Here is a 25,251-nt window from a genome sequence, read left to right on the forward strand (position 1 = left end):
CCATCCGCCGCAAGCAAGTCTAGATTTCTATCGCCTTGATTCTCTCCCGGCATTCTTTCAATATTTCTTTCAGTTCCTCCACGGTAGTGGCTCTCAGCATGGCGATTCTCGTTTGGCGGAAATCGGGGATGCCCTTGAAGATAGGGGAGGCGGCTAGGTGGCGACGGGTGTGGAGAATGCCTCTGTACTCATCGATGCGCTCTACGTTGATGCGCAGCTGCTCCTCCAGGAGGTCAATCTTCTCATCTACGGTTAATGGAGTTGCGCCTGTATTATCCAGATAATCGCGTATTTCCTTGAAAATCCATGGTCTTCCGAAGGTGGCGCGGCCAATCATCACCGCATCTACACCATATCTTTCGAAGGCAAGCTTGGCTTCTTCCGGGGTTGTAATATCGCCGTTGCCGATGATAGGAATATGGATGCGGGGATTGTTCTTCACCTCTCCTATAAGGCTCCAGTCGGCTTCTCCGGTGTACATCTGGCTACGGGTTCTGCCGTGGATGGTGAGCGCCTGGATTCCGCAATCCTGCAGCTGCTCGGCAAGGTCGGTGATGATGAGGTTCTCGCAATCCCATCCCAATCGGGTTTTCACAGTTACCGGCACGTTTACCGCCTTTACCACCTCTCTTGTAATATCCAGCATCAATGGGATATTCCGGAGCATTCCGGCTCCTGCACCCTTTCCGGCAACCTTCTTCACCGGACAGCCGAAGTTAATATCAATCACATCCGGATTCGCCTGTTCTACGATTTTTGCAGCTTCCACCATATCCTCTGTGGTTCTGCCGTAAATCTGAATGCCCACAGGGCGCTCCTCATCGCTTATCGTAAGCTTGCTGACGGTGCTCTTGATGCTTCTCACCAAGGCTTCCGCCGATACGAACTCAGTATAAACCATGGCGGCTCCGAATCGCTTGCAGAGCATGCGAAAACCAATATCTGTTACGTCTTCCATCGGAGCGAGGAAGAGGGGCTGAGGCCCAAATTCTATATTTCCTATTTTCATGAGTTTCGAGTGAAATCTTCTTATTCCTATGATGTATATCTTCTTTTTTGCGGCTGCAAAGTTACTGCTTTTTTCTGAAAATAAAGAAAATACTACTTCAAAAGATGATACATTCCCCCTGCAAAGGTCTTGATGACTCCCTTCATCTCCAATGTGAAGAGGAGGGAAGTGAGGCGAGAAATGTCGATATTCGTCTTTACGGAGATGAGATTCACTTGCAGGTCGTTGGTCTTGGAGAGGACTTCTACGATGAGTTGCTCCTCGGGCGATAACTCGGGGAAGAGGTTGCGCTCGATGCCTTGCTGCTTGGCTCGCATCAGGGTTGTATCATCCTGCCAGCGCATGTCCTTCACAAAGTCCTCGGCACTGGTGATGAGCGTGGCGCCGTTGTTGCGTATCAGGTTGTTGCAGCCTTCGCTGTAGTAATCACCTATTCTGCCCGGGAAGGCAAAGACATCCCTACCGTAGGATTGCGAAATATCGCAGGTGATGAGGCCGCCGCCGTGAGCTGCGCTCTCTATCAGGATGCAGGCATCCGACATTCCCGCTACGATGCGGTTGCGGCGCACGAAGTTTATCTTATCAGCGTTTGTACGGGTAAGGAATTCGGTGAGCAGTCCGCCCTGTTCTATCATTCTTGCCGCCGTTTCCCGGTGCTGACGGGGATAGAGGTCATCCAGACCGTGAGCTAGCACGCCTATGGTTTCGTAGCCGTTGGCGAGTGCCTGGCGGTGCGCCACGATGTCCACTCCGTAGGCAAGTCCGCTCATGATAAGCACGTTGGGCGAGAGCTGCTTCAGGTCGGTGATGAAGCGGCGGATGAGGTCTTCGCCGTAAGGTGTACAGTGGCGGGTTCCTACGATGTTGATGACGCGCTGCTGGTTGAGGTTGGCGTTGCCTTTATAGAAGAGGATGAGGGGTGCGTCATCGCAATCCTTGAGGCGTTGCGGATAGCGGTCGTCGTTCATCGGAATGGGTTCTATTCCGTAGCGTATGTCGTACTCCAGTTCTTCCTCAGCGCGTTTTCGGGCTTCTTCGCAGTTCTGGATAGCGCTCACGAGTTTATCCGAGGCATCGGGGAGGATGTCTCTGAGGTTGTTCTTATGCTCCAGGATGAGCGTGGCGGAGCCTACCTTTCTGTATAGCTCCAGCATTCCTGCCAGGCTGAAGTAATTGAGCCTTGTCAGGAGGATGGTGTTCAGTATTTCTTGTTGGTCAGCCATAATTTTTATCTTTTATCTCTTCAAGTATTCGTAACCTATCCTGCACCTCAGGCATTCCTTCCTGTCGCAGTATTCCTTCTTCAGCTGTATGAGCGCCTGGCTATCCCCGGCGTTCTCCACCGGCAGCCCGCATTCCTTCCACATCCTTACTATGTGGTTATTCTCAGCCTTCAGCTCCTCCAGGAAGTCGAAGGCGCGGTCGCAGTATTTCTCCTCGCCCCGGTGCCTGCCATAGGCAAAGAGGATGGGAACCACGGTGTTGATGATGAGCAGATTGAGCGAGAAAGGGGAGAGATGCTTCTCGTTCCGGATGCTCGTGCTGCCGAAGGTATAATGGGTTTCCCAATACTCCGTAACGCTGGTTGAGAGCACCTGCTTTGCCTCCTTCACCGTGCTTGCCTCCAGCAGCTGGCTCAGCCCCGCACGGCGGTTATAATAAAGATTGGCTAACTGCGAGATGCGGATGTGAGGGAAGTTCTGCGGACGCAGGCGCAGGAAGCGCCACTGCTTGTAATCCATCGGCTGCAGCGAGAATTTATGCGAGAGATAGAGGTATTCGTTCCTCAACCGGGAGAAATACCCGTCGTTCAGCGCATCTTTCTGATATCTTTCGGGAATGGTGTTCAGTTCCAGCAGTCCGGCTTGCCCCAGGAAGATGGCTTCTATCTGGAAGAGGTCGTCGCGGTGATGGTCTACGGCTCTCAGCGGCAGATGGTAAGCCCACTGCTCGAAGGCGTCGCCGTTGATTCCGAATCCGTAGTTGCGCGCCAGGGTCACGAAGTAGGCGTTTTCCCAATCGCCGTTACATTGCTTTACGCGCGCCTCTATCGCATCGGTTTTCTGCGATAAGCGCTCGGTTTGCAGGGCGCTCATCCAACTGTGTACGGTGAGGCGGGTGAGCGATGGGATAATCTGGTAGCAGGGAGGATACTGGTCGATGCTCAGCAGCTCCTGATAATGTTTCGATACGTTTTCGGGAATGTCGAGCTGCAACTGCACGAGGGGCTCGCCTTTCGAGTTCTTGGCTTCTACATCGATGGTTCCGCAAACGTGCAGGATAACGTTGTCGTAGCGTTCATCCTTAGCATGTCCGTGCACATACCAGTCGCTTGCCTTGTCATGAATCTCCACGTTTCCCACCCATAGGGTTCCGTTGAGTTTGATTTTGGCATTGAAGAAATCGGGCCCTGCATTGCGGTTGTGCAGTCCGGGGTCAATTACTTCCACAGCCTGGTGCCAGGTAGTGGTGAGTGGGGTGAGTGGGAAGAGCTTGTGCTTCCACACGTAGTGAAGGAGTTGCTCCATAATTGTTCGGCTTTATTAGGGTTATAAGATTGCCTCTTTCGGAACGCAAGTTCTAATGCTTGACCTTGGCGGATGCAAGTTCTTCGCTCGTGTGCGGAAGGGGGGTATTGAAAAATCAGCTGTTAACTGTTAACCTGTTAACCTTGGGATGAGAAATATTTCTCGAATGCCTTATCGTAGTCCTCGCTGTTGCCCAGCTTTCCGTTGATGAGGCAAACGAGCTCTACGGTTGCCTTGAGGCAGAGTTTCTCGTCCTTGGCACGGAAGATGTCCTGATGGAAAACATATCTCACGCCCTGTTTCTCCAGCCACAGACGCGAGAAGAATTCATCATCGCATTGCAGCGGAACCTTGTACTGCAGGTTCATTCTCGCCACCACAGCATCCACGCCCTTGTTGTGCATTTCGGCAAAGCTGAGGCCGCATTCCTTCAGAAAGAGATGGCGGGTATGTTCCATGTAGTGCAGATAATTGGCATTGTTCACGATGCCCTCAATATCGCACTCATAATCTCTTACTTCCATCTTCGTCTCAAAAATATATCTGCTCATAATTTTTTCTTTTTTAGTTACTAAATGAGGCTAAAAGCCTTAAATCACTGCAAAAATAACCAAAATTTTCTATTTATTATTATAATAACAAGGATTTTTCAAGGTTTTTCGAAGAAAAAATTGTATTTTTGCCGAAAGGTTTAGAAATAAGAACAAAAATAAAAATAGATAAAGATGAAAATTGCTTTGATTGGCTACGGAAAGATGGGACACATGATCGAGGAGATCGCCCTGCAGCGTGGCCACGAAATCGTTTGTAAGATTGACGTGAATAACCCTCAAGACATTGACAGCCCGGAATTCTGCTCTGCCGATGTTGCCATTGAGTTTACCAACCCTACTGCTGCCTACGGCAACTATCTGAAGGCTTTCTCTCACAACGTGAAGGTGGTTTCAGGTTCTACCGGTTGGATGAAAGACCATAAGGAAGACGTGGAGAAACTCTGCACCGATGGTAAGCAGACCCTCTTCTGGGCGTCTAACTTCAGTATCGGTGTGGCCATTTTCTCTGCCGTAAACCGCTATCTGGCTAAAATCATGAACGGTTTTCCACAGTACTCAGTATGCATGCAGGAAACCCACCACGTTCATAAGCTCGATGCGCCATCTGGAACAGCCATCACCCTTGCCGAGGAAATCATCGACAATATCGACAGAAAGAAGGACTGGAAGCGTGGCGTAACTTACTGGACTGAGGATGGCCATCACGATGAGGGCGATGCAAACATTACTGATGAAGACCTGGTCATCAACTGCGTACGCGATGGTGAGGTTCCGGGAATCCACACCGTGATGTATGACAGCGATGCTGATATGATTACCATCGAGCACAGTGCCCATTCACGCAAGGGTTTCGCCCTGGGAGCCGTTCTCGCAGCCGAGTTTACAGCCAACCATTCCGGCTTGCTCACCACATCTGATTTATTTAAGTTCTAAGTAGAAGTTATGATAGATAAAGAGAAACAAAAACTCAATATGAAGGTACAGTGGGCGAAGTTCGCAGTGGTTCTCGCCCTCTATCTCCTCTTTCTGGTTTGGGTAGAAAGCTGGTTGGGACTCATTGTGGTTCCGTTCATCTTCGACGTTTACATCACCAAGAAGATTCACTGGCAGTGGTGGAAGGATGAGGAAGGTCCTATCCGTTTCATCATGAGCTGGGTAGATGCGCTGGTGTTCGCTCTCGTAGCGGTTTATTTCATCAACCTCTTCTTCTTCCAGAACTATGTGATTCCGTCTTCCTCTCTCGAAAAGAGTCTCCTTACGGGCGATTATCTCTTCGTGAGCAAGGTAAGCTACGGTCCTCGCATTCCTGAAACTCCGCTCACCATGCCGCTCACCCAGCACACCATGCCGCTGGTCAACGTGAAGAGCTACATAGAGTGGCCTCACTGGGATTACCGCCGCGTAAAGGGCTTGGGCAACGTGAAGCTCAACGACATCGTGGTGTTCAACTATCCTGCAGGCGATACGCTCGTCAATGAGGAGCGCTATCAGGCGAATGATTACTATCAGATGGTTTACAGCATCGGCGACCAGTTGATGCAGCAGAACGGACAGGAAAAGGATGTGCGCGCGATGAGCCCATTGCAGCAGCGCCACTATTTTGAGCAGGTTTATGCTACTGGCCGCAACTACATCAGCAGTATGCCGGGCGAATATGGCGACATTATCAGCCGTCCTACCGACCGACGCGAGAACTATGTAAAGCGCTGCGTGGGCTTGCCAGGACAGACCCTGCAGATCAAGAACCGCATCGTTTATCTGAACGGAAAGGCAAACAAGGAGCCTGATAACGTGCAGTATACTTATAAGATGAAGCTCAAGGGCGAGTTCCCTATCGACCTTGCCGATGAGTTGGGAATCACCAACGAAGACCTGCTGATGTATAATCAGAGCGGCGTGATTCCGCTCACCAAGAAGGCTTACATGGCGCTGAAGGCGAACAAGAACCTCGTAGAGAGCATCTCTATCAATACTGATGCAACCTACGGCGACCTCTATCCGCTCAACGCCTATACAGGCTGGACAAGAGATAATTACGGTCCGGTTTGGATTCCGAAGAAGGGCGAGAGCATCGCTCTTACGCTGAAGAATCTGCCTGTTTACGAGCGCTGCATCAAGGTTTACGAGCACAACGACCTGAAGGTAGACAACGCCGGCCGCATCTTCATCAACGGCAAGCAGGCGAAGAGTTACACCTTCAAGCTCGACTATTACTGGATGATGGGCGACAACCGCCACAACTCAGCCGACAGCCGCTACTGGGGGTTCGTGCCTGAGGACCACATCGTGGGCAAGCCAATCTTCATCTGGTGGAGCCACAGTCCAGATCATCCGGGCTTCTCGGGCATTCGTTGGAATCGCCTCTTCACTTTCGTAGACAATATTAAGTAAGAAAAAAATAAGAATTGAAGACTGCCGTCAAATTCCTAATAGCATTGGTGTTGTCGCTGCTCCTGGCTTGGGCAGTGCGCACCTATGTCTTCACTATCTTCTCGGTGCCTCAGGGCGGGCTTCCTCCGCAGCTGAAAGCAGGCAACCGGGTGATAGTGAACAGGATTGACTGCGAAAATTTCGGGCGTGGTGATGTGGTTGTTTTCACCGATACGGTGGTTTACCAGCCCAAGAACCAGCGTCGCAAGCGCGTCTTCGAGTCTCATTTCATAGGCAGGATAGAGAAGCTTCCGGGCGATACGCTGCGCATCGACACCGTGCAGTTCATCATCCCAACCGTATGCTGCAAGCGCTGCGGCTGCAAGGATTGCCGCTTCTATCTCTTGAAGACGCCAACCGGCCAGCAGCTCGTTCATAAGCACCAGATGATAGGCAAAGCCCATAAGCTGTTTTAAACATTGAACATTGAACTTGGAACTTTGAACTTTATGATATGCTGCCACTCAAGCAACTTATTGCTAATCATAAAGTTCCAAGTTCAACGTTTCAAGTTCAACGTTTCAAGTTCAACGTTTCAAGTTCAAAGTTCCCAGTTCCAAGTAATCATAAAGTTCAAAGTTCAAATCTCAAAGTTCAAAGTAAATTGAAAGCCCTTCTTTCCTCCACATATTTCGGCCCCATCCAGTGGTACCAGAAGCTGAACCGCTACGATGAATGCCTGATAGAGCGCCACGAGAGCTTTATCAAGCAAACCTATCGTAACCGCATGCTCATCCCTACCACCAACGGCCCCCTCTCGCTCACCATCCCCACCAACCACGACATCTCCCTGTCGATGAAGGACATCCGCATCTCCGACCACGCCAACTGGCGCCACGTCCACTGGAATGCGCTCCTTTCCGCCTATGGCGAGAGTCCTTTCTTCGAGTATTACCAGGACGATATCCGCCCCCTCTACGAGAAGAAATACGAGTTCCTCTTCGATTTCAACATGGAGACAACCGAGAAGATGATAGAACTCCTCGACATCCGTCCCAAGATAAGCGTTACCGAAGAGTACATTCAGCGTGAAGAAATGGGAGCAGAGAATGAAATCAAGGATTTCCGCGATGCGATTCGCCCTAAGAAACCCCTTCCTGATCCCGAATTCGAGTCGAAGCGCTATTACCAGGTTTACGAGCAAAAATACGGTTTTCAGCCCAATATGAGCATCCTAGACCTCCTTTTCAATGAAGGCAACGAGGCGATATTCTTCCTATAAGAGAAGAGTATCGCCTTGTTGCTTTCCTTCAGTTAACAAAACTTACTCATAGCTTTCTGCCCCGAAACTCATAGTTTTACTGCTCTAAAGAGCCTTTTTTCTGCTTCGCGATGCAGATTTTTTTCCGTCGCGACGCATTCCTTGTTCCATCGCGACGCAATATTTCTTCCGTCGCGACGCATGAACCATCCCCTCGTGAGACGTCATTTAGCCCCTTTTTAGCCATCATTTATGCCTCGCATCAGTCATCATTTATGCCTCTCGCCAGTCATCATATAAGGCCGTAAAACGGGCTCTAGCAGGGCTTTTGGGCTTTTTCTTCCATGGTTCAGCCAGCCATCTGAAAACGGACTTCGGGAGAGAGAATGTTCTGATGCAAGAGGGGGCGTTCCGGGAGGGAAAGGTTAACAGGTTAACAGTTAACACCCCAAAAATGCATACTTCCATCCACACACTTATATAAAAATAAGTATATATATTATTATATAATAAGGTACGCGAGGGGGACCATGCAAAAAACAGCTGTTAACTGTTAACCCTGTTAACCCCTCAGCTGCTTTTAGGAAATTTAAACAAGAATGCTTGGTAGTTTCACCGAAAAACCTTACTTTTGTAGGCTGACGGCAAACAACGTAAAAACAATAATAACAACATAAAATGAAGAATCTCACATTCCATATCGTAGGACTCACCCATAATGACGTGAAAGGCCATGAGGTAGAGTATGCTAAAGAAGCAGAGGGAAGAACCATCTGCCTCGTCCCCGATGACGCCAACACCTTCGACATGCTGGCGGTGAAAGCTTATGACAAACAGCAGCTCATAGGCTATGTTTCAGCCCTGGAAGGCGAGGACGTGCGTGCCCTCATCATCGCCCGTAAGGAGCGGAATCTGCGCACCCGCTGCATTGGCAGCAACAGCAAGAATGAGGGCGATAAGGCTGGATTGCAGCTCATGGTGAGGGCACTCTCTGATGTTTCTGATGAGGAGATAGAGCAGGCGCGCCGCGAAATATATGATGATAAGATTTATGATGACTGGAAATATTCCGGTCCTGTGCTGCCCATCGAACAGCTCACCCGCTTCAGCGACTGCACCATGATGCTCGAAGGCGTCATCAACAGCATCATCCGCCTCAAGAATACGCTCTCTGAAGGCGCTTCGGATAAAGGCTCTTCTGCATCCGATAAAGGTTCCTCTGCATCCGATAAAACCTCTTCTGAGACCGAGAACCGTTCTCTTGATGCAGAAACTGAGGCGATGCTCCGCGAGGAGCTTGCCGACTGCCTTTCTGAGGCAAGGGAGCGGCTCAGCAGCTTCCTCGAAATCCAGCGCAGCGATTATTCCCGCGAAATGACGCAGGCAAGAAACCGCATCCTTCATAAGCTGGAGCAGATAGATGATGATGAACTGCAGCGCCTCCGGGCCGTTCTGCTTACCGAGATGGGATTTATCACCAGTTCGGCTTACCGCGAGCGTGCGGCCTATTCTTTCTTCGTAGAGGCCCCGAATGCCATCAAGAAGAAGCAGACGGGCACCTACGATTATAAAGACCAGCTGGACGCCATAGAACAGCAGCTGCACGCCTTCCCCCACAATCTCTACCCAACGTTCAAGACCGACCCTGTAGATTTCCTCCGTCAGGTGTTTTATAAGCGTGTGCCTAGAAAGAAGATGCTCCAGCTGCTCTCGGGCATCGTGCTGATGATTATGAACGGCAGGGTGAACGATGTGAAGCAGTGGGGCAAGCACGGTGATGAGAAGTCGTTGCGGGCGATGAAGATTGTGGGGGCGAAGCCTTCGGGTGAAGTGCGTAAGAAGTTGCTCAAGGAATTGGCTGATGAAGCCATCCAGAAGATGGCAGCTTATCGGAAACAGAATGATCATGATACGCTAATTAGGAGTCAATCCGACTGGTATCCGGTATTTCGCTTAATGAACGATTTTGAGATATTTGATTCTAGAAGTCAGACTGCCTTCTGCGAACATTTGTCAAGTCTATATGATAGGATAGGCTTACATCCGATAGAATTGGCTCCACACTGTCATAGAAAGGATCTGACGCAAACAGATGTAGTTCCGTTTAGCGATCATAAGGCTCTGAAGTGGGCGACTCTTACTCAGAAGGACTGGGGCAAGGTAAGAGCCGACAAGTTCTATCATTATTGCGATATTGTAGAAGCCTTCATGAACCTTATGAATGAACAAGCCTATAAAAAGCATTTATATTTAGAGGATCTTTTACCCCATACGCCCTGAAAGGGCGTGTGGGTGTAATCTTGCAATATAGCGTGCGTTGTAGTTATCTTGCAAGTCCCGTTATTTGTCCTTTTCTCTTATCTTTTATACCCCTTTTATACCGTTTTCTAAATCTTTTATACCATTTCATTCTTCCATTATACCGCGCCCTTTTTTGCTCGAGCAAACTCTTGCAAACGGCTCTTTTTTTTATTATCTTTGCACCGCTTTTCAGACTGGAAGGCGGCAGGTTTCTGCAAAGAGCCTGTCTAATGACTACTAAAAATAAAAAATGTGTAATGAAAGAAAACAAACCAATGACCTTTGATGAATGCAAGCAGCTCAGCAGCCGCATCATCGCAATGAACCCTAACCGCAGAGCGAACATGGGACAGATTTCATCCCATCTCCTCGATTACTACACCGAGCTTACCAAGCAGCCTTGGCTCGCACAGCTCGTAGGTCAGATCCGTGAACTCACCGCCCAGCAAAACCAGATGAAGCAGGAGGAGATGAAGGCAGGCGAAACCTACCAGCAGCTCGACCGCAAGATTACTGACCTCAAGAAGCAGCTGCCTTTCCGCTCGCCTCACTACTTCCACTTCCTCGAAGATCATCGCGCCCAGAAGTTCATCGACCCAGAGGCTTTCACCTTCCAGACAACCGTGGATATTGATAACCCTGAGGAGGTTGAGCCGGCGGTGAAGAACGCCCTGTTGCTGAACGGAATGTTTGATGAGCCTACAGAGAAATTCTTCAGAGAGAAAATCTTCTCAGCCGAAGACATCGAACTCTGGAAGGGAAAGGTGCTCCACATCGAGCGCTCAGCCCGCAACAAGGCCCACATCGACATCCGCATCCCGGTAGGAATGACCATCGCTGAGGCTCAGAGTGCCTTCTGCAAACTCATCCACGCCACCGAAGACTCTAGCTGCGTAACCCCTGAGCGCATCATCTTCATTACCGATGCGGCAAGCCAGATTTACACTGCCAACGACTGGTACAAGCGCCTGGATAAGGAAGCTGTGGCTGAATACCGTGAGGCTTACCGCAAGAGAGGACTGGATATTGACGGCCGTCCGCTGGATATTGATTCTGCCCGGTCAGGAGCCTCTCAGAGCTCAGCATCTTCGAATGCATCTTCTCAGAGCCAGTCATTTCAGAATGCATCTGCCGCTCCAACCGTAGACTTCGAACCTATAGAGAGCGAGGAGGAGAAGGCGAGACGGGCTGCCAATGCCGTGCAGTATGAGCAGACCTACGACGGCGTTCCTTACGAGGAGATTGTGAAGGTGCTGGTAGATTTGATGGGCGGCGCTCCTGCCCACGGCAACCGCAACAACTTCATTTATCGCGAAGCCTGCCTGCTGAGATACATCTGTAATAGTGAGGCGGCTTGGATCAAGCAGGTAATAGAAACCTTCGGAGAAGACGAGGCGAAGGCGTTCGCCACCGTAGAGAATGCCTGCAAGGTGGCACAATCTACCGTGATTCCGGATATGGTGAAGTTGGCAGTAGAGACTGCCCGCAAGAATCATCTTGCCAAGCAGACCACCGAGAAGGCGGGAATCTACGCCGATGTTCCTCCTCAGTTGCCAGCCAAGTTGCCTAAGCTCATCAAACTGCTCACCAGCAAGGTGCCTGCCGATTTCAAGGCGGCTGTGGCAATGGCGGTCTTCCCTCCGCTTGCCGCTCATCTCAAGGGCGTAACCTTCCGCTACACGGATAATCAGGTGCACGAGGCGGCGATGATGAATCTGCTCATTGCAGCCATGTCGTCGGGCAAATCGCTGGTTAACGGACCTATCGACTGCATCATCGAAGATCTGGTTCAGATGGATAAGGTGAACCGCCAGAAGGAGCAGGAATGGAAGGACGAGGTGAACACCATGGGCGACAACAAGAAGAAGCCTGTGCGCCCTGAAGACATCTGCATCCGCATCGTTTCGCCCGACCTGACGCGCGCTGCCTACATCCAGCGCCTCGACGATGTGCAGAAGGCTGGCGATGCTTATCTCTACTGCAAGATGGACGAGGTAGACATGCTCAGAAAGTTCAACGACCCTAGCCAGCTGATTCGCCTCTGCTGGGACAATTCAGAGGACGGTCAGGAGCGCGTAGGAACCAAGAGCGTTACAGCCCGCGTAAAGACCCGTTTCAACTGGAATGCTTCGAGCACCATTGCCGTTACGCAGAAGTTCTTCTCGGTTCGTGAGGTGGCTGATGGAGCCGTGAGCCGACTTTCGCTTGCCACCATCATCCGTCCCGATTTCGCTCCGCGTCCGGAGGTGGGCAGTTATGATGCGCAGTTCAAGTCGCAGCTTTCTCCTTACATCCAGCAGCTGAACGCAGCCAGCGGTTTCAAGGAGTGCCGTAAGGCTCGCCAGCTCATCGAGCGTCTGGAGAATGAGATCATGGAGATGGCTCAGCTGGCTTACAACAAGCCTTACGCCGAGTTTGCCAAGCGTGGTTTGGCGAATGGTTTCCGCCGCGCGATGGTGCTTTATCTGGCGAATGGCGAGAAGTGGGAGAAGGCGATAGAGGATTTCATCGTATGGAGCGTGAAGTATGATTTGTGGTGCAAGATGCGTTTCTTCGGCAATCAGATGCAGGAGGCAATAGATGCAGACAACCGTTCTATCTGTCATACTCCCGGCGTGAGCAATCTTCTTCTCTTCGTTCACGACACCTTTGATAAGACTGAGATTCAGAACATCTGTCAGGTTCATGGCACCAAGACGAAGCTTGCCATCCTGCTGTGCAACTGGAAGAAGCGTGGCTTCATCATGAAGAACGAGGACGGCACCTACACCAAGACCGCCCGTTTCATCGCCAAGTACGGGCACTACGGAATGCCGGAAATGGCAGCATAGAGCCAGTGAAGAGGGGTGTGGTAAAATGCCACGCCCCTCGCCCTGAAGGGCAAAAAACTTAAAAATAGCCTGATTTTGTAATGAGAATGTAAATGTTCTTGACCTTAATCAAGAAAACAAGGGTTTTTGAAACTTTTCTCTTAAAAAGCTTGTGTGTGCGCACACAAAGTTGTACCTTTGCACCAGAAAAAGAAAAAAGGATAAAAGATTGATTCAGTAAGGATAACTTATGAAATCGATTCGAGACAAGTTTGAGACCGGTTCGGAACCTGGTTCTGAGATTCGGACGAGGACTTCTAGAAAATCTCGAAGAGACTGATTAAGAGGTTAAAAGAAAGGAAAAAGATTATGGTAATGTTCGGGATAATGACAGTAGCAGTAGTAGCATTCGCAGTAGTTGCTTGCGCAGGTATGAACCTCGGAATGAACTGCGGCAAATAAGCTACGAAGCTAAGAGAGCATAGAAATCCTCCTTCGGGAGGTAAGAAATAAAGAGAGTTAAGATTTTGTTAGGTAAAACTACAAGATTGTATATTTAAGATAACAAATTTAAGAAAGGAAAAAATTATGTTAGTATTAGGAATGATTATCGCAGTAGTTGTTGCATGTGTAGCTGAAGTTGGTGCTATTAACAACAAGTTGGCTTAATCGGAGATTAGCCATGCGAAGGGCTCCAAAAGAGCCGAGATTAAAAAAATGGCTGGCAGCAATGCACGGCCGAGTAAAAAACACAGTAGGGAGCCAAAGGGGCTTCCGAAATCAGAGAGGAGAGTAAAAACTCCTTTTCATTTGAAATTCATACTTGTCCCCTGGGAGTTTTCGTGATAAATTCTGATTGGGGATTTCATATATAGATTGTTAAGAATTCGTTTTAGGTTTTATAGATTTTCATTTTAGGTTTTTAGGTTTAAGTTTTTAGGTTAATTGTTAGTTGTTTTAGAAAAAACAGTTTTAATTCATTAAATTACGAAGGCAGCAACAAGGGAAGTCGCATGACGACCCAAGTTGTTGCCTTCTTTATTTCTTATTTATTTGAAAATCAGCGTGGTGAGCCTGTCTTTATCAAACAACTCTTTGGCCACAGCCTGTATCTGTTCGGCAGTAATCTCATCCACCTGCTCGTAGAGTCGGTCTACATTCTTCTCCCAGCCATAGTGAAGGAAGCTCTTGCCGAAGTCGAGGGCAAAGTTCTCGCGGTTGTCGCAAGCCACGCCTACCTGTCCCTTAATCTGCTTCTTGGCGGCCTTGAGCTGCGCCTCGCTCAGCGGTTTCTGCATGAATTTATCCAGTTCCTTGCGAACCAGTCTGAGGCAGCGCTTCACATCGTGCTCATCGCAGCCGAAATAAATGCTCCAAATGCCCGTATCGCCATAAGCCACCATCGTACTCTCTACGGTGTAAACCAGTCCGTTGTGCTCGCGCAGGGCGAGGTTCAGCTTGGCGTTCATTCCCGGTCCGCCCAGCATATTGTTGAGCAGATAGAGCGGCATTCTGCGGTCGTCGTTCACATCGTAAGCCCGGGTTCCAATCATCACATGAGCCTGATGCGTATTCTTCTGCTTCACGATTGTTTGCCCAGCAATCTCATTCCCCACAGATGGATATTTTTCAGGTCCCACAGATGAATAATTTTTAGGTCCCACAGATGACACAGATTTCACAGATTTTTCTGCAGCAATGGAATTCTCATCCCCGGAGATTTGTGTAATCTGTGAAATCTGTGGGAGATTTTCTTCAGCAAGTTTGCCCGATTCATCATCTGCGAGCGCCCTCCCGATAAGCTTCACCAGCTTCTTGAAATCAATATCCCCGTAAGCGAAGAATATCGCATTATCCGGCCGATAAAGCTTCCTGGTGAAGCGCAATGCATCCTCTGTGGTAAAGTGGCGAACCTGCTCGGCAGTTCCCAGGATATTATGTCCCAGCGGCGAACCTTTGAAGATGATGTTTTCGAATTCATCATAAATCAGTTCGGCAGGAGAATCGTTGTAACTCTCTATTTCATCGCAGATAACCTCTACCTCCTTGTCGATTTCCGCTTGCGGATAAACCGAATGGAAAACGATGTCAGTGAGCAGGTCTACGGCTCTTGCGATGTGCTCCTTGAGGATGGCGGAGTAATAAACCGTGCCCTCCTTGTTGGTGTAGGCGTTCAGGTCGCCTCCCACGCTCTCCAGACAGTTGAGAATGTGCCACGCCTTTCGGCGCTCTGTGCCCTTGAAGGTAACGTGCTCGCAGAAGTGGGCAAGTCCTTCTTCGCCTGGCTCCTCGTTTCGGGTGCCGGCGTTAATCTGGTAACCGCAATACACCACCTTGCTGTCTGAAGGCAGGTGGATGATGCGGAGTCCATTATCGAGTGTATAAGTAATGTATTTCATTTCAAGGTGCAAAGTTACATGGAAAATGTAATTTATCCAAAAAATTAGTCATTTATTTTGCATTATCGCCAAAAAGACTTATCTTTGCTCCCTGAAAACAAAAAAAGGCAACAAAAACAATGCGCAAAGTAATAGGAATAGGAGAAACCGTGCTTGACATCATCTTCAAGGGCGGCAAGCCGATAGAGGCAGTACCGGGTGGCTCATCATTCAATGCAGTCATCTCGTTGGGACGTGCGGGCGTGAATGCTTCGTTTATCAGCGAGGCTGGCAACGACCGCATAGGAGAGTATGTGATTCAGTTTTTGAGAGATAATGGGGTGAATGCTGACAATGTGAGCATCTTCCCAGATTCCAAGTCGCCGCTCTCGCTGGCTTTCCTCGACGAGAACAACAATGCCGACTACATCTTTTATAAAGATCATCCTCACGACCAGCTGGAGTTTGCCACACCGGAAATCAATCCTGGCGACATCGTGCTCTTCGGTTCGTTCTTCGCCCTGAATCCTGTGGTCCGTCCTCAGGTTGCCGGCTTCCTGGAGTATGCGAAGGAGCACGGCGCCATTCTTTATTACGACATCAACTTCCGTGCTTCTCATCAGAACGAAATCATGAAGATTACGCCTAATCTGATAGAGAACCTGGAGATGGCTGATTTCGTACGCGGAAGCCACGAGGACTTTGGAATCCTCTACAAGAAACCGGAGGCGGATAAGGTTTATAATGCTGAAATCAGTTTCTACTGCAAGAAGTTTATCTGCACCCAGGGTGCTGAGCCTGTAGAGGTTCGTGCCGAGAACGGCTTTGCCAAGAGTTATCCTTCGGAGAAGATGAAACCGGTGAGTACCATCGGAGCCGGCGATAATTTCAACGCGGGCTTCGTGTTCGGATTAATCAAGGATGGAATCACCCGCGAGGACATCGACCGTGGATTGACAGAGGAGCAATGGGACAGTCTCCTTGTTTCGGCTCAAGAATTCTCCACCGAATGCTGCAAGGACATCTACAATTATGTTTCCAAGGAATTCGGAGAAGAAAAGAAGAAGGAACTCAGATAAGTTTTGATCAAGAATTTCATTCTGCTTAGGACGATTTTTTTTAATCAAGAATTTAAGAATTAGAGAATTTCATTCTGCTTGGGAACTGATATTCCAATGAATTGTTTAGAATTTCAGGAAGTTGGGTTGACAAAGTCAACCTCTTGTAATTCTCAATCATTCAAAAGAAAAATTCTCTAATTCTTAAATTCTTGACAAAAAAATAATACTTGACAAAAAACAATACTTGAAAGAATAAATAATAGATAAAGATTATGACAGAAATTACAAACAAGATTTATTACGTAGGCGTAAACGACCGCAACAAGCATCGTTTTGAGGGCCTCTGGCCTTTGCCTAACGGAGTGAGCTACAACTCTTATATCATTGACGATGAGAAGGTAGCGCTGGTAGATACTGTAGAGGTAGATTTCTTCACCCAGTTCCTCGAGAACATTCACGAGGTGATTGGTGACCGCGAAATCGATTACCTCATCATCAACCACATGGAACCTGACCACAGCGGCTCCATCGCCCTCATCAAGAAATATTACCCTAACATCAAGATTGTGGGCAACAAGAAGACCCTGGGAATGCTCGAAGGCTTCTATGGCGTAACTGATGATGTGGTAGAGGTGAAGAATGGCGAAACCCTTTCTCTCGGCAACCACGAGCTGAGCTTCGTTCTCATCCCTATGGTTCACTGGCCAGAGACCATGGTTACTCTGGATGCGAAGAACAAGGTGCTCTTCTCGGGCGATGCGTTCGGCTGCTTCGGTGCGCTGAATGGCGGAATCATCGATACGGAAATCAACTGCGAGACTTTCTGGCTGGAGATGGTTCGCTACTACTCAAACATTGTGGGTAAGTATGGCGTTCCTGTTCAGAATGCGTTGAAGAAGTTGGCTGGCGTGGAGCTGGATTACATCTGCTCTACCCATGGTCCTGTTTGGCACGAGCACATCGAGAAGGTTATCGGCATGTATGATAAGATGTCGAAGTATGAGACGGAGCCGGGCTTGGTTATCTGCTACGGCACCATGTACGGCAACACCGAGCGCATGGCAGAAATCATCGCCCGTGCAGCAAGCAAGGCAGGCGTGAAGAACATCGTGATGTATAATATCTCGAAGACTCACCACAGCTACATCCTGCGCGACATCTTCCGCTACAAGGGTCTCATCGTGGGTGCTCCAACCTACAATGCCGGTCTTTATCACGAGATGGAGGTTCTCCTCTCCGAGCTTGCCAATAAGGACATCAAGAACCACCTCCTTGGCTGGTACGGTTCTCATTGCTGGGCAAGCAAGGCTGTAGCAAAGATTCAGGAATGGAACGAAACCAAGCTCCACTACGAGCCAGTAGGCGAGCCTGTAGATATGAAGCAGGCGATTACTCCAGAGGTAAAGGCGCAGTGCGAGGCTCTGGGTAAGGCTATGGCCGAGAAGCTGCTGGCGGAGTAAAAGATTTCTTGTTAGAGATTATTATAAAAGAGCGGAAAGGCAACTGGGGTTAACAGAGTTAACAGTTAACAGCTGTTTTTCCGCTCTTTTCTTTGTTTTTTAAAGTATTAATCGAAATCTATTCATTCAGAATGAAAGATTCTGAACGAAAGTATTCGTTCCGAATGAAAGGTTTTTGGAAAATTATTCATTCAGAATGAAAGATTTTTGTTTTTCTCTTGCTACTTTCAGATATTTTTCTTATTTTTGCCCACGAATCATAAAATAGTAGAGCAATGAAAGAACTGTTGAAACAAATAATATTTGAGCAGCAGGAAAACTGCAAGCATCTTATGCAGGATGCTATCCCTCGACACATAGAAGAGGAATGGCTTACCACCTCGGAAATCCTTATCATAACTGGTGTAAGGCGATGTGGAAAGTCGGTGTTGCTGCAGCAACTGCGTGATAAGTTGGAGGAGAAAGATTTCTTCTTCAATTTTGACGATGAGCGTCTCGTCAACTTTAAGCTTGAAGATTTTGCTACCTTGCAGGAATGCTTCTTTGAACTTTTCGGCGAGCAACACACCTATTACTTTGATGAGATTCAAAACATTGCGGGTTGGGAAACCTTTGTGAGAAGACTTTATAATGAAGGCAATAAGGTGGTGGTGACTGGCTCCAATGCCCGGATGCTGAGCAAGGAGATGGGCACTCATCTCACAGGGCGTTATATCTCTGTAGAGGTTTATCCTTTCTCTTTTGCCGAATACCTGCAGTTGGAGCATATTGAGCCTTCGCAGAAGGATTTCTATCTGATGGCGAGTCGTTCCAAGCTGTTGGGGCATTTCCGTGATTTCTTGGAGAGGGGTGGTTTCCCGAAATATCTTCAGACGGGTTCCGTCAGTTACCTATCCTCACTTTATGAGAGCATTATCTTCCGGGATGTGATGGCTCGCAATGGTCTTACGAACGACAAGGAAATTAAAGAGCTTGCGTTTTATCTTGCCAGTAATGCCACCAAGCGTGTTACCTATAACTCGCTGGGAAAGATAGTGGGCATCCGCCATCCCGAAACCATCAAGAACTATCTGGAATATATTCAGCAAACCTACATGATATTCCAGTTGCTGAAGTATGCTCCATCGGTAAAGACCCAGATGTTGAGTCCGAAGAAGGTGTATTTTATAGATAATGCCATCATCAGCAGGATGGGGTTCAATGTCACGGATAACAATGGCGTGAAACTGGAGAATGCCGTTTTCATAGAATTGCTGCGAAGGGGTTGCGACTTGTTCTATCATGCCGATAAGAAAGAGTGCGACTTTGTGGTGAGAGAAGGTGTAAGGATTACCCAGGCTTACCAGGTTACGGTGAAGATGGATGATGAGAAGACTCGCAAGCGTGAGATAGAGGGCCTGCAGGAGGCGATGGAAATCTATGATTTATCAGAGGGTTACATCATTACGCTGAATGAGAAAGAGGAACTTACCGTGGATGGGAAGACGGTGCATATAATTCCTGCTTGGGAATGGATGCTGAAGTAAAGGCTGGATTAAGAAGGCCGGCTTTGCCAAAAGAAAGGGCGGAAGAACAACTGGGGGTTAACAGAGTTAACAGTTAACAGTTGTTTTTCCGCTCTTTCTTTGTTTAAATACCTTTAAATATTCCGTGTAATCCCCGATAAAACTTGGTGATGTCGTGTAAAAAACGTACTTTTGCTGCAAAAATACGTGTCTTGACACAAAAATTTTCAGTGAAATGATGTATTTTGAGCGCAAGGAATATCTAGATAAGCTCATCTCTGCCGAAGGCAATGGGATGATTAAGATTATCACTGGCATCCGCCGATGTGGTAAATCTTTTCTTCTTTTCAACATCTTTTGTAAGCATTTGCTCGAAAGAGGTGTTGCGGAAGATCATATCATACAAGTAAATCTTGAAGACCGCAGAAACAAGAGACTCCGTGACCCGGATGCACTCTTAGAGTATATAGATGTTCGGATGGTTGACAAGGAGAAGTATTACATTCTTCTTGATGAGGTTCAGATGGTAAAGGAGTTTGAGGATGTGCTCAATTCTTATCTCCATGTGGAGAATGCTGAGGTGTACGTAACTGGTTCCAATGCCCGTTTCTTGTCAAAGGATGTAATCACAGAGTTCAGAGGGCGAGGATGGGAAATCCGTATTCACCCATTGAGTTTTTCTGAATACTACGAGGTTGTAGGAGGAGAGATGCAACAAGCTTTGGAAACTTATTATCTGTATGGTGGATTGCCTGCTGTGGTGCAGATGGAAAGCCCTGAAGCCAAGCAAAACTATCTTCGAGAGATTTATGAGACTGTTTATCTGAAAGATGTTTTGGACCGTAATCGCTTGAAGAATCCAGAGGGAATGAAAGAGCTGGTACGTCTCCTTGCATCTACGATAGGTTCTTGTACCAATGTCTTGAAAATCTCCAATACGTTTAAGTCGGCTGGTGGAGTAGAGATAAGTGGCAATACTATCAGCAAGTATTTGGAATATCTGCAGGATTCCTTCATTATCAGCGAGGCTTTGCGCTATGATGTGAAAGGTCGCAAGTACATAGGTGCTGGTACCAAGTATTATTTCGAGGACTTAGGTATTCGAAATGCTGTGCTTGATTTCCGACAGATAGAATACACTCATATTATGGAGAATGTTATCTATAATGAGCTTCGGAAACAAGGCTATGGTGTGGATGTAGGCGTAGTGGAGAGCTTCAAGCGGGATGAAAATGGCAAGCTGCAGCGTAGGAATCTTGAGATAGATTTCGTGGTGAACCGTCATGATGAGCGTCTCTATATCCAGTCGGCTTACGCCTTGCCTGATAAGGAGAAGGTAGATCAGGAGCAGGCTTCTCTATTGAATGTAAACGATGGTTTCCGCAAACTGATAATCGTAGGGGATAGGTATCGTTCGGGTTATAATGAAGAAGGCATTCTGATGATGAGCCTCTCCGATTTCCTCTTGGGGAAAGAAAATAAGGAATAGATGGTCTTGAAGAAAATATCAAGGGCGGAAGAACAACTGGGGTTAACAGAGTTAACAGTTAACAGTTGTTTTTCCGCCCTTTCTTTTTTATTTGAATTCTCTGTTTTATAGGTTCTAATCCTAATTAATGTTAAAAATGTGCAAGTTTGCCACTTTTTGATATGAAAAATGTGTATTTTTGCCGAAAAATCATATTAACGAAGAAATTATGGCAGAAATACAAAGAGAAATACTAGATAAATTGAAGGCGTGGAAGGAGAATCCGCGTCGCAAACCATTGGTGTTGCAGGGCGCACGCCAGGTAGGTAAGTCGTGGGCATTGAAGAAGTTTGGCAGGGAATGCTTTGAGGATATGGTTTACATCAACTTCGATACGATGCCAGCCGTGAAGGAGGATTTTAAACGTACCAAGGAGCCTTTGAAACTCATTAAGTCGATGGAGCTGATGACGGGGAAGAAAATTTTTCCAACTTCCACTCTGATTGTTCTTGATGAGATTCAGGAATGCAATGAAGCATTGAATAGCTTGAAGTATTTCTGTGAGGATGCTCCGGAGTACGCTGTTGTGTGCGCAGGTTCACTCCTGGGTGTGGCTCTTAATCGTACAGGAGCGTCTTTTCCTGTGGGTAAGGTTGACTTCATGACTCTTCATCCCGTATCGTTTGCTGAATATCTGAGGGTGGCAGATGCCCAGCTCTATCATTCTTATCAGATGATAGACGAGGTGATGGCTGTGCCCGAGGTGTTGCACCAGCAGCTGATAGATGCTTACAAGTTGTATCTTGTGTTAGGCGGAATGCCCGAGGCGGTAAGTGCCTACATCGACACTCGTTCGTGGGCGGAAGTAAAAGTGGTTCAGGATGCTATCCTCCAGTCTTATTCTCTTGATTTTGCCAAGCACATCAGCAACAAGGATATCCCACGTGTGTTTCAGGTTTGGGGCAATTTGCAGAATCAGCTTGCTCGTGAGGACAAGAAGTTCCGTTATGCTGATGTTCAGAAAGGGGCTAGGGCACGTGAGTATGAGGGAGCCATCGAATGGTTGTGCCTGGCTGGATTGGTGCATCGGGTTTCGGCGATAGAAACTCCTCGCTTGCCGCTCTCTGCCTATAAAAAAGACAATGCCTTCAAGCTTTATCTCAATGATGTGGGCTTATTGGGGCGCAAGTTTGATTTGGATGCTACTACTGTATTGATGGGCGACAATCTCTTTACGGAGTTCAAGGGGGTGATGGCAGAAAACTATGTCCTTCAGGCTTTGGTTCGCCAGTATGGCAGTCAGCATTATTATTGGACTTCTGGCAATACGGCAGAAGTGGAGTTCCTGTTGCAGGATGCTGGTAAAATCATTCCTATCGAGGTGAAGGCTGACAAGAATGTTACGGCGAAGAGCCTGGCGTATTATCGCAAGCAATATCTCCCTAAACTATCAGTTCGTCTTTCTGCTCTTAACATGAGGAAGGACGATGATTTGCTCAATCTTCCATTATATCTGGTTGATAAATTGAAAATGTTTGTGGAGAGCCTGGCGTTTAATGAATAATTGAAATTTATCCATACTCTTTGTATGGAATTTTGTATTAGTGCAAATTAAGCATGTTGAAACATGCTTAATTTGCAAATCTTGTTTTTGTGGTTGATATACAAAAAGTTGTTTCTATCCCTCGCAGAGCTTAGCTAGTTCTTCCAGATTATCCGCTATTTCAATTACATCTCGCCAATCGCCGCGAATCATGCTTTTCTCTGCCATGTCATCCAGCAGGGCGATGGTGGAGTTCCAGAAGCCTTTCATGTTGTAGAGAATCACCATCTTGTGATGGTAGCCGATGGTGTGGGAGGCAGCGATGGTGAAGATTTCGTCCAGGGTGCCGATGCCGCCAGGAAGGGCTACGAAGATGTCGCTCTGGGCAAGCATCAGGTCCTTGCGGTCGCTGAGATTATCACACGGAATCTCGATGTCGAGGTCAGGGAAGGTTCTGCCGCCTCGCTCTACAAGCGTAGGAACTACACCGATGGTTCTGCCGCCATTCGCTTTCACTGCCTTGCCGATGCAATCCATCAGACCGGAGTTGCAGCCGCCGAAAACCAGGTCGTGGCCGTTCTCTGCCATCCACTTTCCCAACTCTTCAGTCAAAGTGAAGAAGTCGGGGTCGATATTCTTATTTGCTGAACAAAATACTGCTATTTTCATGTCTTTATCTTCTATTTGATTGATGTTTATCTGTTGTTTATGAATGTTTTAGGCAAAGGTACGTAAAAATATTGAGATTATTGGGCTCTTTTTGCGGATAATTTCTTAATTTTGCAAACAATAACTAATCTTATAAACGATACAAGAGAATGAAAAGGATTATCACATATAGTATCATCGCATTGTTGCAGGCATCGGTGGCGCTTGCTCAGACCTCTTCGAAGCCGAAGCTTCAGAAGCGGGAGAAGTATGAATGGCAGGGAGAGATTCCTACCTATGTAGAAACGCTGAAGAAGGAACTGACCTATCCGATGGCTTGGGGCAACAGTCCTATCAGGAACTTCAAGAAGTGGAAGAAGGCGGCAAAGGCGAAGGTCTTCGAATGCATGATGACGCCTCCGAAAGCAGCTGCGGCTTGGGATATGGAAGTATTGGGCGAGGAACAGAGAGACGGATATAAGGCGCAGAAAATCGCCTTTAATATCAACGCCTATTCCCGTATTACGGCTTATCTCCTGATTCCGGATGGCAAGGGTCCATTCCCAACAGTCAATGCGCTTCATGATCATGGCGCTCATCTCTTTATCGGAAAGGAGAAGATGATTCGTCCTTTCTTTACTCCGGAAGAGAAAGATACTCCTGAGAAGCAAGCGCTCTGTCAGGAGATTCTGGATGATGCGGATGCGTGGGCGAAACTGATTTACGATAGTCAGTACGTGGGCGATTACCTGGCTAAGCATGGCTACGTGGTCTTTTCGGCAGATGCTCCGATGTGGGGAGAAAGAGGCAGAAAGGAGGGCGTGGATAGAAACAAATACGACCTGATAGCCGGCAACATGATGATGCTGGGTAGAGATCTCTCTGCCTTCATGACTTACGATGATATTTCCTGTACCGAGTTCCTGGCTTCGCTGCCAATGGTAGATGCGAAGCGTATCGGATGCGTGGGCTGTTCGATGGGAGCCTATCGCTCGTGGATGCTCTCGGCATTATCGGATAGAATCAAGGCGGGTGCTTCCATCTGCTGGATGATTACCACGGATGCGCAACTTACCCAGAGATTCGGAAGAAAGGAGAATGGCGGTTTTGCGAATTGCATTCCCGGTCTTCGCCAATATCTGGATTATCCTCACATTGCCTCTCTCGCCTGTCCGAAACCGATGCTCTTCATCAATGGCACGAAAGACAAGCTCTTCCCTGTACCCGGCGTAAAAGATGCTTTTGCCGAAATGCACAAGGTTTGGAAGAGTCAGGGAGCTGAAAATCTGCTGGATACGGAGCTTTGGGAAATCCCTCATTCCTGTGGTTTGAAGGCGCAGGAGAAAATGCTGGAGTTTCTGGATAAGAATCTGAAATAGGGGTTAACAGAGTTAACAGTTAACAGCTGTTTTTCTGTACTTTCTTCTATAAATTTGCAAAAGTCTACTACGCTAACCCCTAAAAAAAAGGCGTTAGTGTAGTAAACTTTTGTATTTTTACTTGTGTACTTATTCCATTATTCCCGATTATGCGGCTTGGTTGATCAAGCGCAGGGAGTTGTTCAAGCAGGCAACAGGAACGAAGAAGACCCTCCATCTTTCGATGATAACTTCGTATGGTGTAGAGCATAATGCCGGTTGGCAAAACATTCAGAACGAGGTGGTGCTGGATGATTTGTTCAAAGTAGAATAGATAAAGTGCTTTTGTGGCTGTTGTGTGCCTTCACACAACAGAATTTTTATGTTTCTTGAAAATATTAATCGGAAATGATGCAACTTTTCGATTATTTTCATTACCTTTGCACGCAGATACCCGTTCGCTCACGCCGAGTTGATGCTTTTCTTCCTTTTTAAAGGGGAGATAGTTGAGACGAGAACTTGGGAGGGTTGGTGTATCATGACATAATATAGAGCGTTTACTTGGCGCTTTGTTCTAGACTGATTGAAACTTCGCAAACTTCAAGGATTGTCATGAGCAATGCAACGGTAGATGCCCTCGGGATGTGTTTTAGCCACATCCCTTTACTGGTATGGCTTATTGCGTCAAGCGATAAGTCTTATATCCGTATAGGGAAAAGTGTACACATATCGGCGTGGGCTTCGACGTTGCTCGTTCAACAATCCTGGGCAATGCGAAGGCCTCAATCAGTGGGACGAGTAACGAGGAGATCCCACGCTTTCCGTTTAATTTATGCTTGTTTCTATGGGATTTCAGAAGTGAGCAAGAAAGGTAAGCGGCTCCGCGTTTATACCTTGCATAATTCAAAAAAAGCAGTAACAGCTGATTAAACAAATGCTGTTACTGCTTTTTCCATCTATCAGGAAGTAAGTCTCTGTATTTTTCCAGTGGGGTATT

At 47.6% G+C, this 25,251-nt stretch carries 19 protein-coding genes; 13 read left to right on the forward strand and 6 right to left on the reverse strand.

The window, feature by feature from the left end; all coding sequences use genetic code 11:
* Positions 1-19 precede the first annotated feature (19 nt).
* The 4 genes from dusB to ACWJAO_RS08680 form a co-directional block, all read right to left on the reverse strand.
* Complete coding sequence (dusB, locus tag ACWJAO_RS08665; RefSeq protein ID WP_449139968.1) at positions 20-1,009, reverse strand: tRNA dihydrouridine synthase DusB; 990 nt, start codon at positions 1,007-1,009, stop codon at positions 20-22.
* A gap of 92 nt (positions 1,010-1,101) precedes the next feature.
* Positions 1,102-2,232, reverse strand: a complete 1,131-nt coding sequence (dprA, locus tag ACWJAO_RS08670) for a DNA-processing protein DprA (protein WP_449139969.1) — start codon at positions 2,230-2,232, stop codon at positions 1,102-1,104.
* 12 nt (positions 2,233-2,244) lie between these two features.
* A complete protein-coding gene (locus ACWJAO_RS08675) occupies positions 2,245-3,537 on the reverse strand; it encodes a DUF2851 family protein (protein ID WP_449139970.1) in 1,293 nt (430 codons plus the stop codon).
* Between the two features lie 137 nt (positions 3,538-3,674).
* Entirely contained in the window at positions 3,675-4,088 is a 414-nt protein-coding gene (locus ACWJAO_RS08680; protein ID WP_117694969.1) for an acyl-CoA thioesterase, read from the reverse strand.
* Positions 4,089-4,262: 174 nt separating this feature from the next.
* Here ACWJAO_RS08680 and dapB point away from each other — a divergent pair, with 174 nt between their 5' ends.
* The 6 genes from dapB to ACWJAO_RS08710 all read left to right on the forward strand — a co-directional run bounded on the left by dapB (position 4,263) and on the right by ACWJAO_RS08710 (position 12,854).
* A complete protein-coding gene (gene dapB, locus ACWJAO_RS08685; RefSeq protein WP_449139971.1) occupies positions 4,263-5,024 on the forward strand; it encodes a 4-hydroxy-tetrahydrodipicolinate reductase in 762 nt (253 codons plus the stop codon).
* Between the two features lie 9 nt (positions 5,025-5,033).
* Positions 5,034-6,482, forward strand: a complete 1,449-nt coding sequence (gene lepB, locus ACWJAO_RS08690) for a signal peptidase I (protein ID WP_449139972.1) — start codon at positions 5,034-5,036, stop codon at positions 6,480-6,482.
* Between the two features lie 14 nt (positions 6,483-6,496).
* Positions 6,497-6,937: a S26 family signal peptidase gene (locus tag ACWJAO_RS08695; RefSeq protein ID WP_317604535.1), complete on the forward strand. Its 441-nt coding sequence runs from the start codon at positions 6,497-6,499 to the stop codon at positions 6,935-6,937.
* Between the two features lie 188 nt (positions 6,938-7,125).
* Positions 7,126-7,743: a WbqC family protein gene (locus ACWJAO_RS08700; RefSeq protein ID WP_449139973.1), complete on the forward strand. Its 618-nt coding sequence runs from the start codon at positions 7,126-7,128 to the stop codon at positions 7,741-7,743.
* A gap of 657 nt (positions 7,744-8,400) precedes the next feature.
* The gene (locus ACWJAO_RS08705) at positions 8,401-10,002 is read left to right on the forward strand and encodes a hypothetical protein (RefSeq protein ID WP_449139974.1); all 1,602 of its coding nucleotides are present in this window, start codon (positions 8,401-8,403) and stop codon (positions 10,000-10,002) included.
* 278 nt (positions 10,003-10,280) lie between these two features.
* Complete coding sequence (locus ACWJAO_RS08710; protein ID WP_449139975.1) at positions 10,281-12,854, forward strand: hypothetical protein; 2,574 nt, start codon at positions 10,281-10,283, stop codon at positions 12,852-12,854.
* Between the two features lie 1,028 nt (positions 12,855-13,882).
* Here ACWJAO_RS08710 and ACWJAO_RS08715 read toward each other — a convergent pair.
* On the reverse strand, positions 13,883-15,232 hold the full coding sequence (locus ACWJAO_RS08715; protein ID WP_449139976.1) for a M16 family metallopeptidase: 1,350 nt from the start codon (positions 15,230-15,232) through the stop codon (positions 13,883-13,885).
* 119 nt (positions 15,233-15,351) lie between these two features.
* Here ACWJAO_RS08715 and ACWJAO_RS08720 point away from each other — a divergent pair, with 119 nt between their 5' ends.
* From ACWJAO_RS08720 to ACWJAO_RS08740, 5 genes are all read left to right on the forward strand, one after another.
* The gene (locus ACWJAO_RS08720) at positions 15,352-16,290 is read left to right on the forward strand and encodes a carbohydrate kinase family protein (RefSeq protein ID WP_449139977.1); all 939 of its coding nucleotides are present in this window, start codon (positions 15,352-15,354) and stop codon (positions 16,288-16,290) included.
* A 254-nt stretch (positions 16,291-16,544) separates the two neighbouring features.
* Positions 16,545-17,732, forward strand: coding sequence for an FprA family A-type flavoprotein (locus tag ACWJAO_RS08725; RefSeq protein WP_449139978.1), 1,188 nt, complete (start codon positions 16,545-16,547; stop codon positions 17,730-17,732).
* A gap of 275 nt (positions 17,733-18,007) precedes the next feature.
* The gene (locus tag ACWJAO_RS08730) at positions 18,008-19,258 is read left to right on the forward strand and encodes an ATP-binding protein (protein ID WP_449139979.1); all 1,251 of its coding nucleotides are present in this window, start codon (positions 18,008-18,010) and stop codon (positions 19,256-19,258) included.
* Between the two features lie 217 nt (positions 19,259-19,475).
* A complete protein-coding gene (locus ACWJAO_RS08735) occupies positions 19,476-20,726 on the forward strand; it encodes an ATP-binding protein (protein WP_449139985.1) in 1,251 nt (416 codons plus the stop codon).
* Between the two features lie 208 nt (positions 20,727-20,934).
* A complete protein-coding gene (locus tag ACWJAO_RS08740; protein ID WP_449139980.1) occupies positions 20,935-22,269 on the forward strand; it encodes an ATP-binding protein in 1,335 nt (444 codons plus the stop codon).
* A gap of 114 nt (positions 22,270-22,383) precedes the next feature.
* Here ACWJAO_RS08740 and ACWJAO_RS08745 read toward each other — a convergent pair whose 3' ends face one another.
* Complete coding sequence (locus ACWJAO_RS08745; protein WP_449139981.1) at positions 22,384-22,917, reverse strand: LOG family protein; 534 nt, start codon at positions 22,915-22,917, stop codon at positions 22,384-22,386.
* Between the two features lie 149 nt (positions 22,918-23,066).
* Here ACWJAO_RS08745 and ACWJAO_RS08750 point away from each other — a divergent pair, with 149 nt between their 5' ends.
* Positions 23,067-24,275, forward strand: coding sequence for an alpha/beta hydrolase family protein (locus ACWJAO_RS08750; RefSeq protein WP_449139982.1), 1,209 nt, complete (start codon positions 23,067-23,069; stop codon positions 24,273-24,275).
* A gap of 109 nt (positions 24,276-24,384) precedes the next feature.
* Positions 24,385-24,588 (forward strand): hypothetical protein, encoded by a 204-nt coding sequence (locus ACWJAO_RS08755; protein WP_449139983.1) that lies wholly within the window; start codon positions 24,385-24,387, stop codon positions 24,586-24,588.
* Positions 24,589-25,251: the final 663 nt, after the last annotated feature.

This window comes from Segatella sp. (assembly GCF_977051555.1).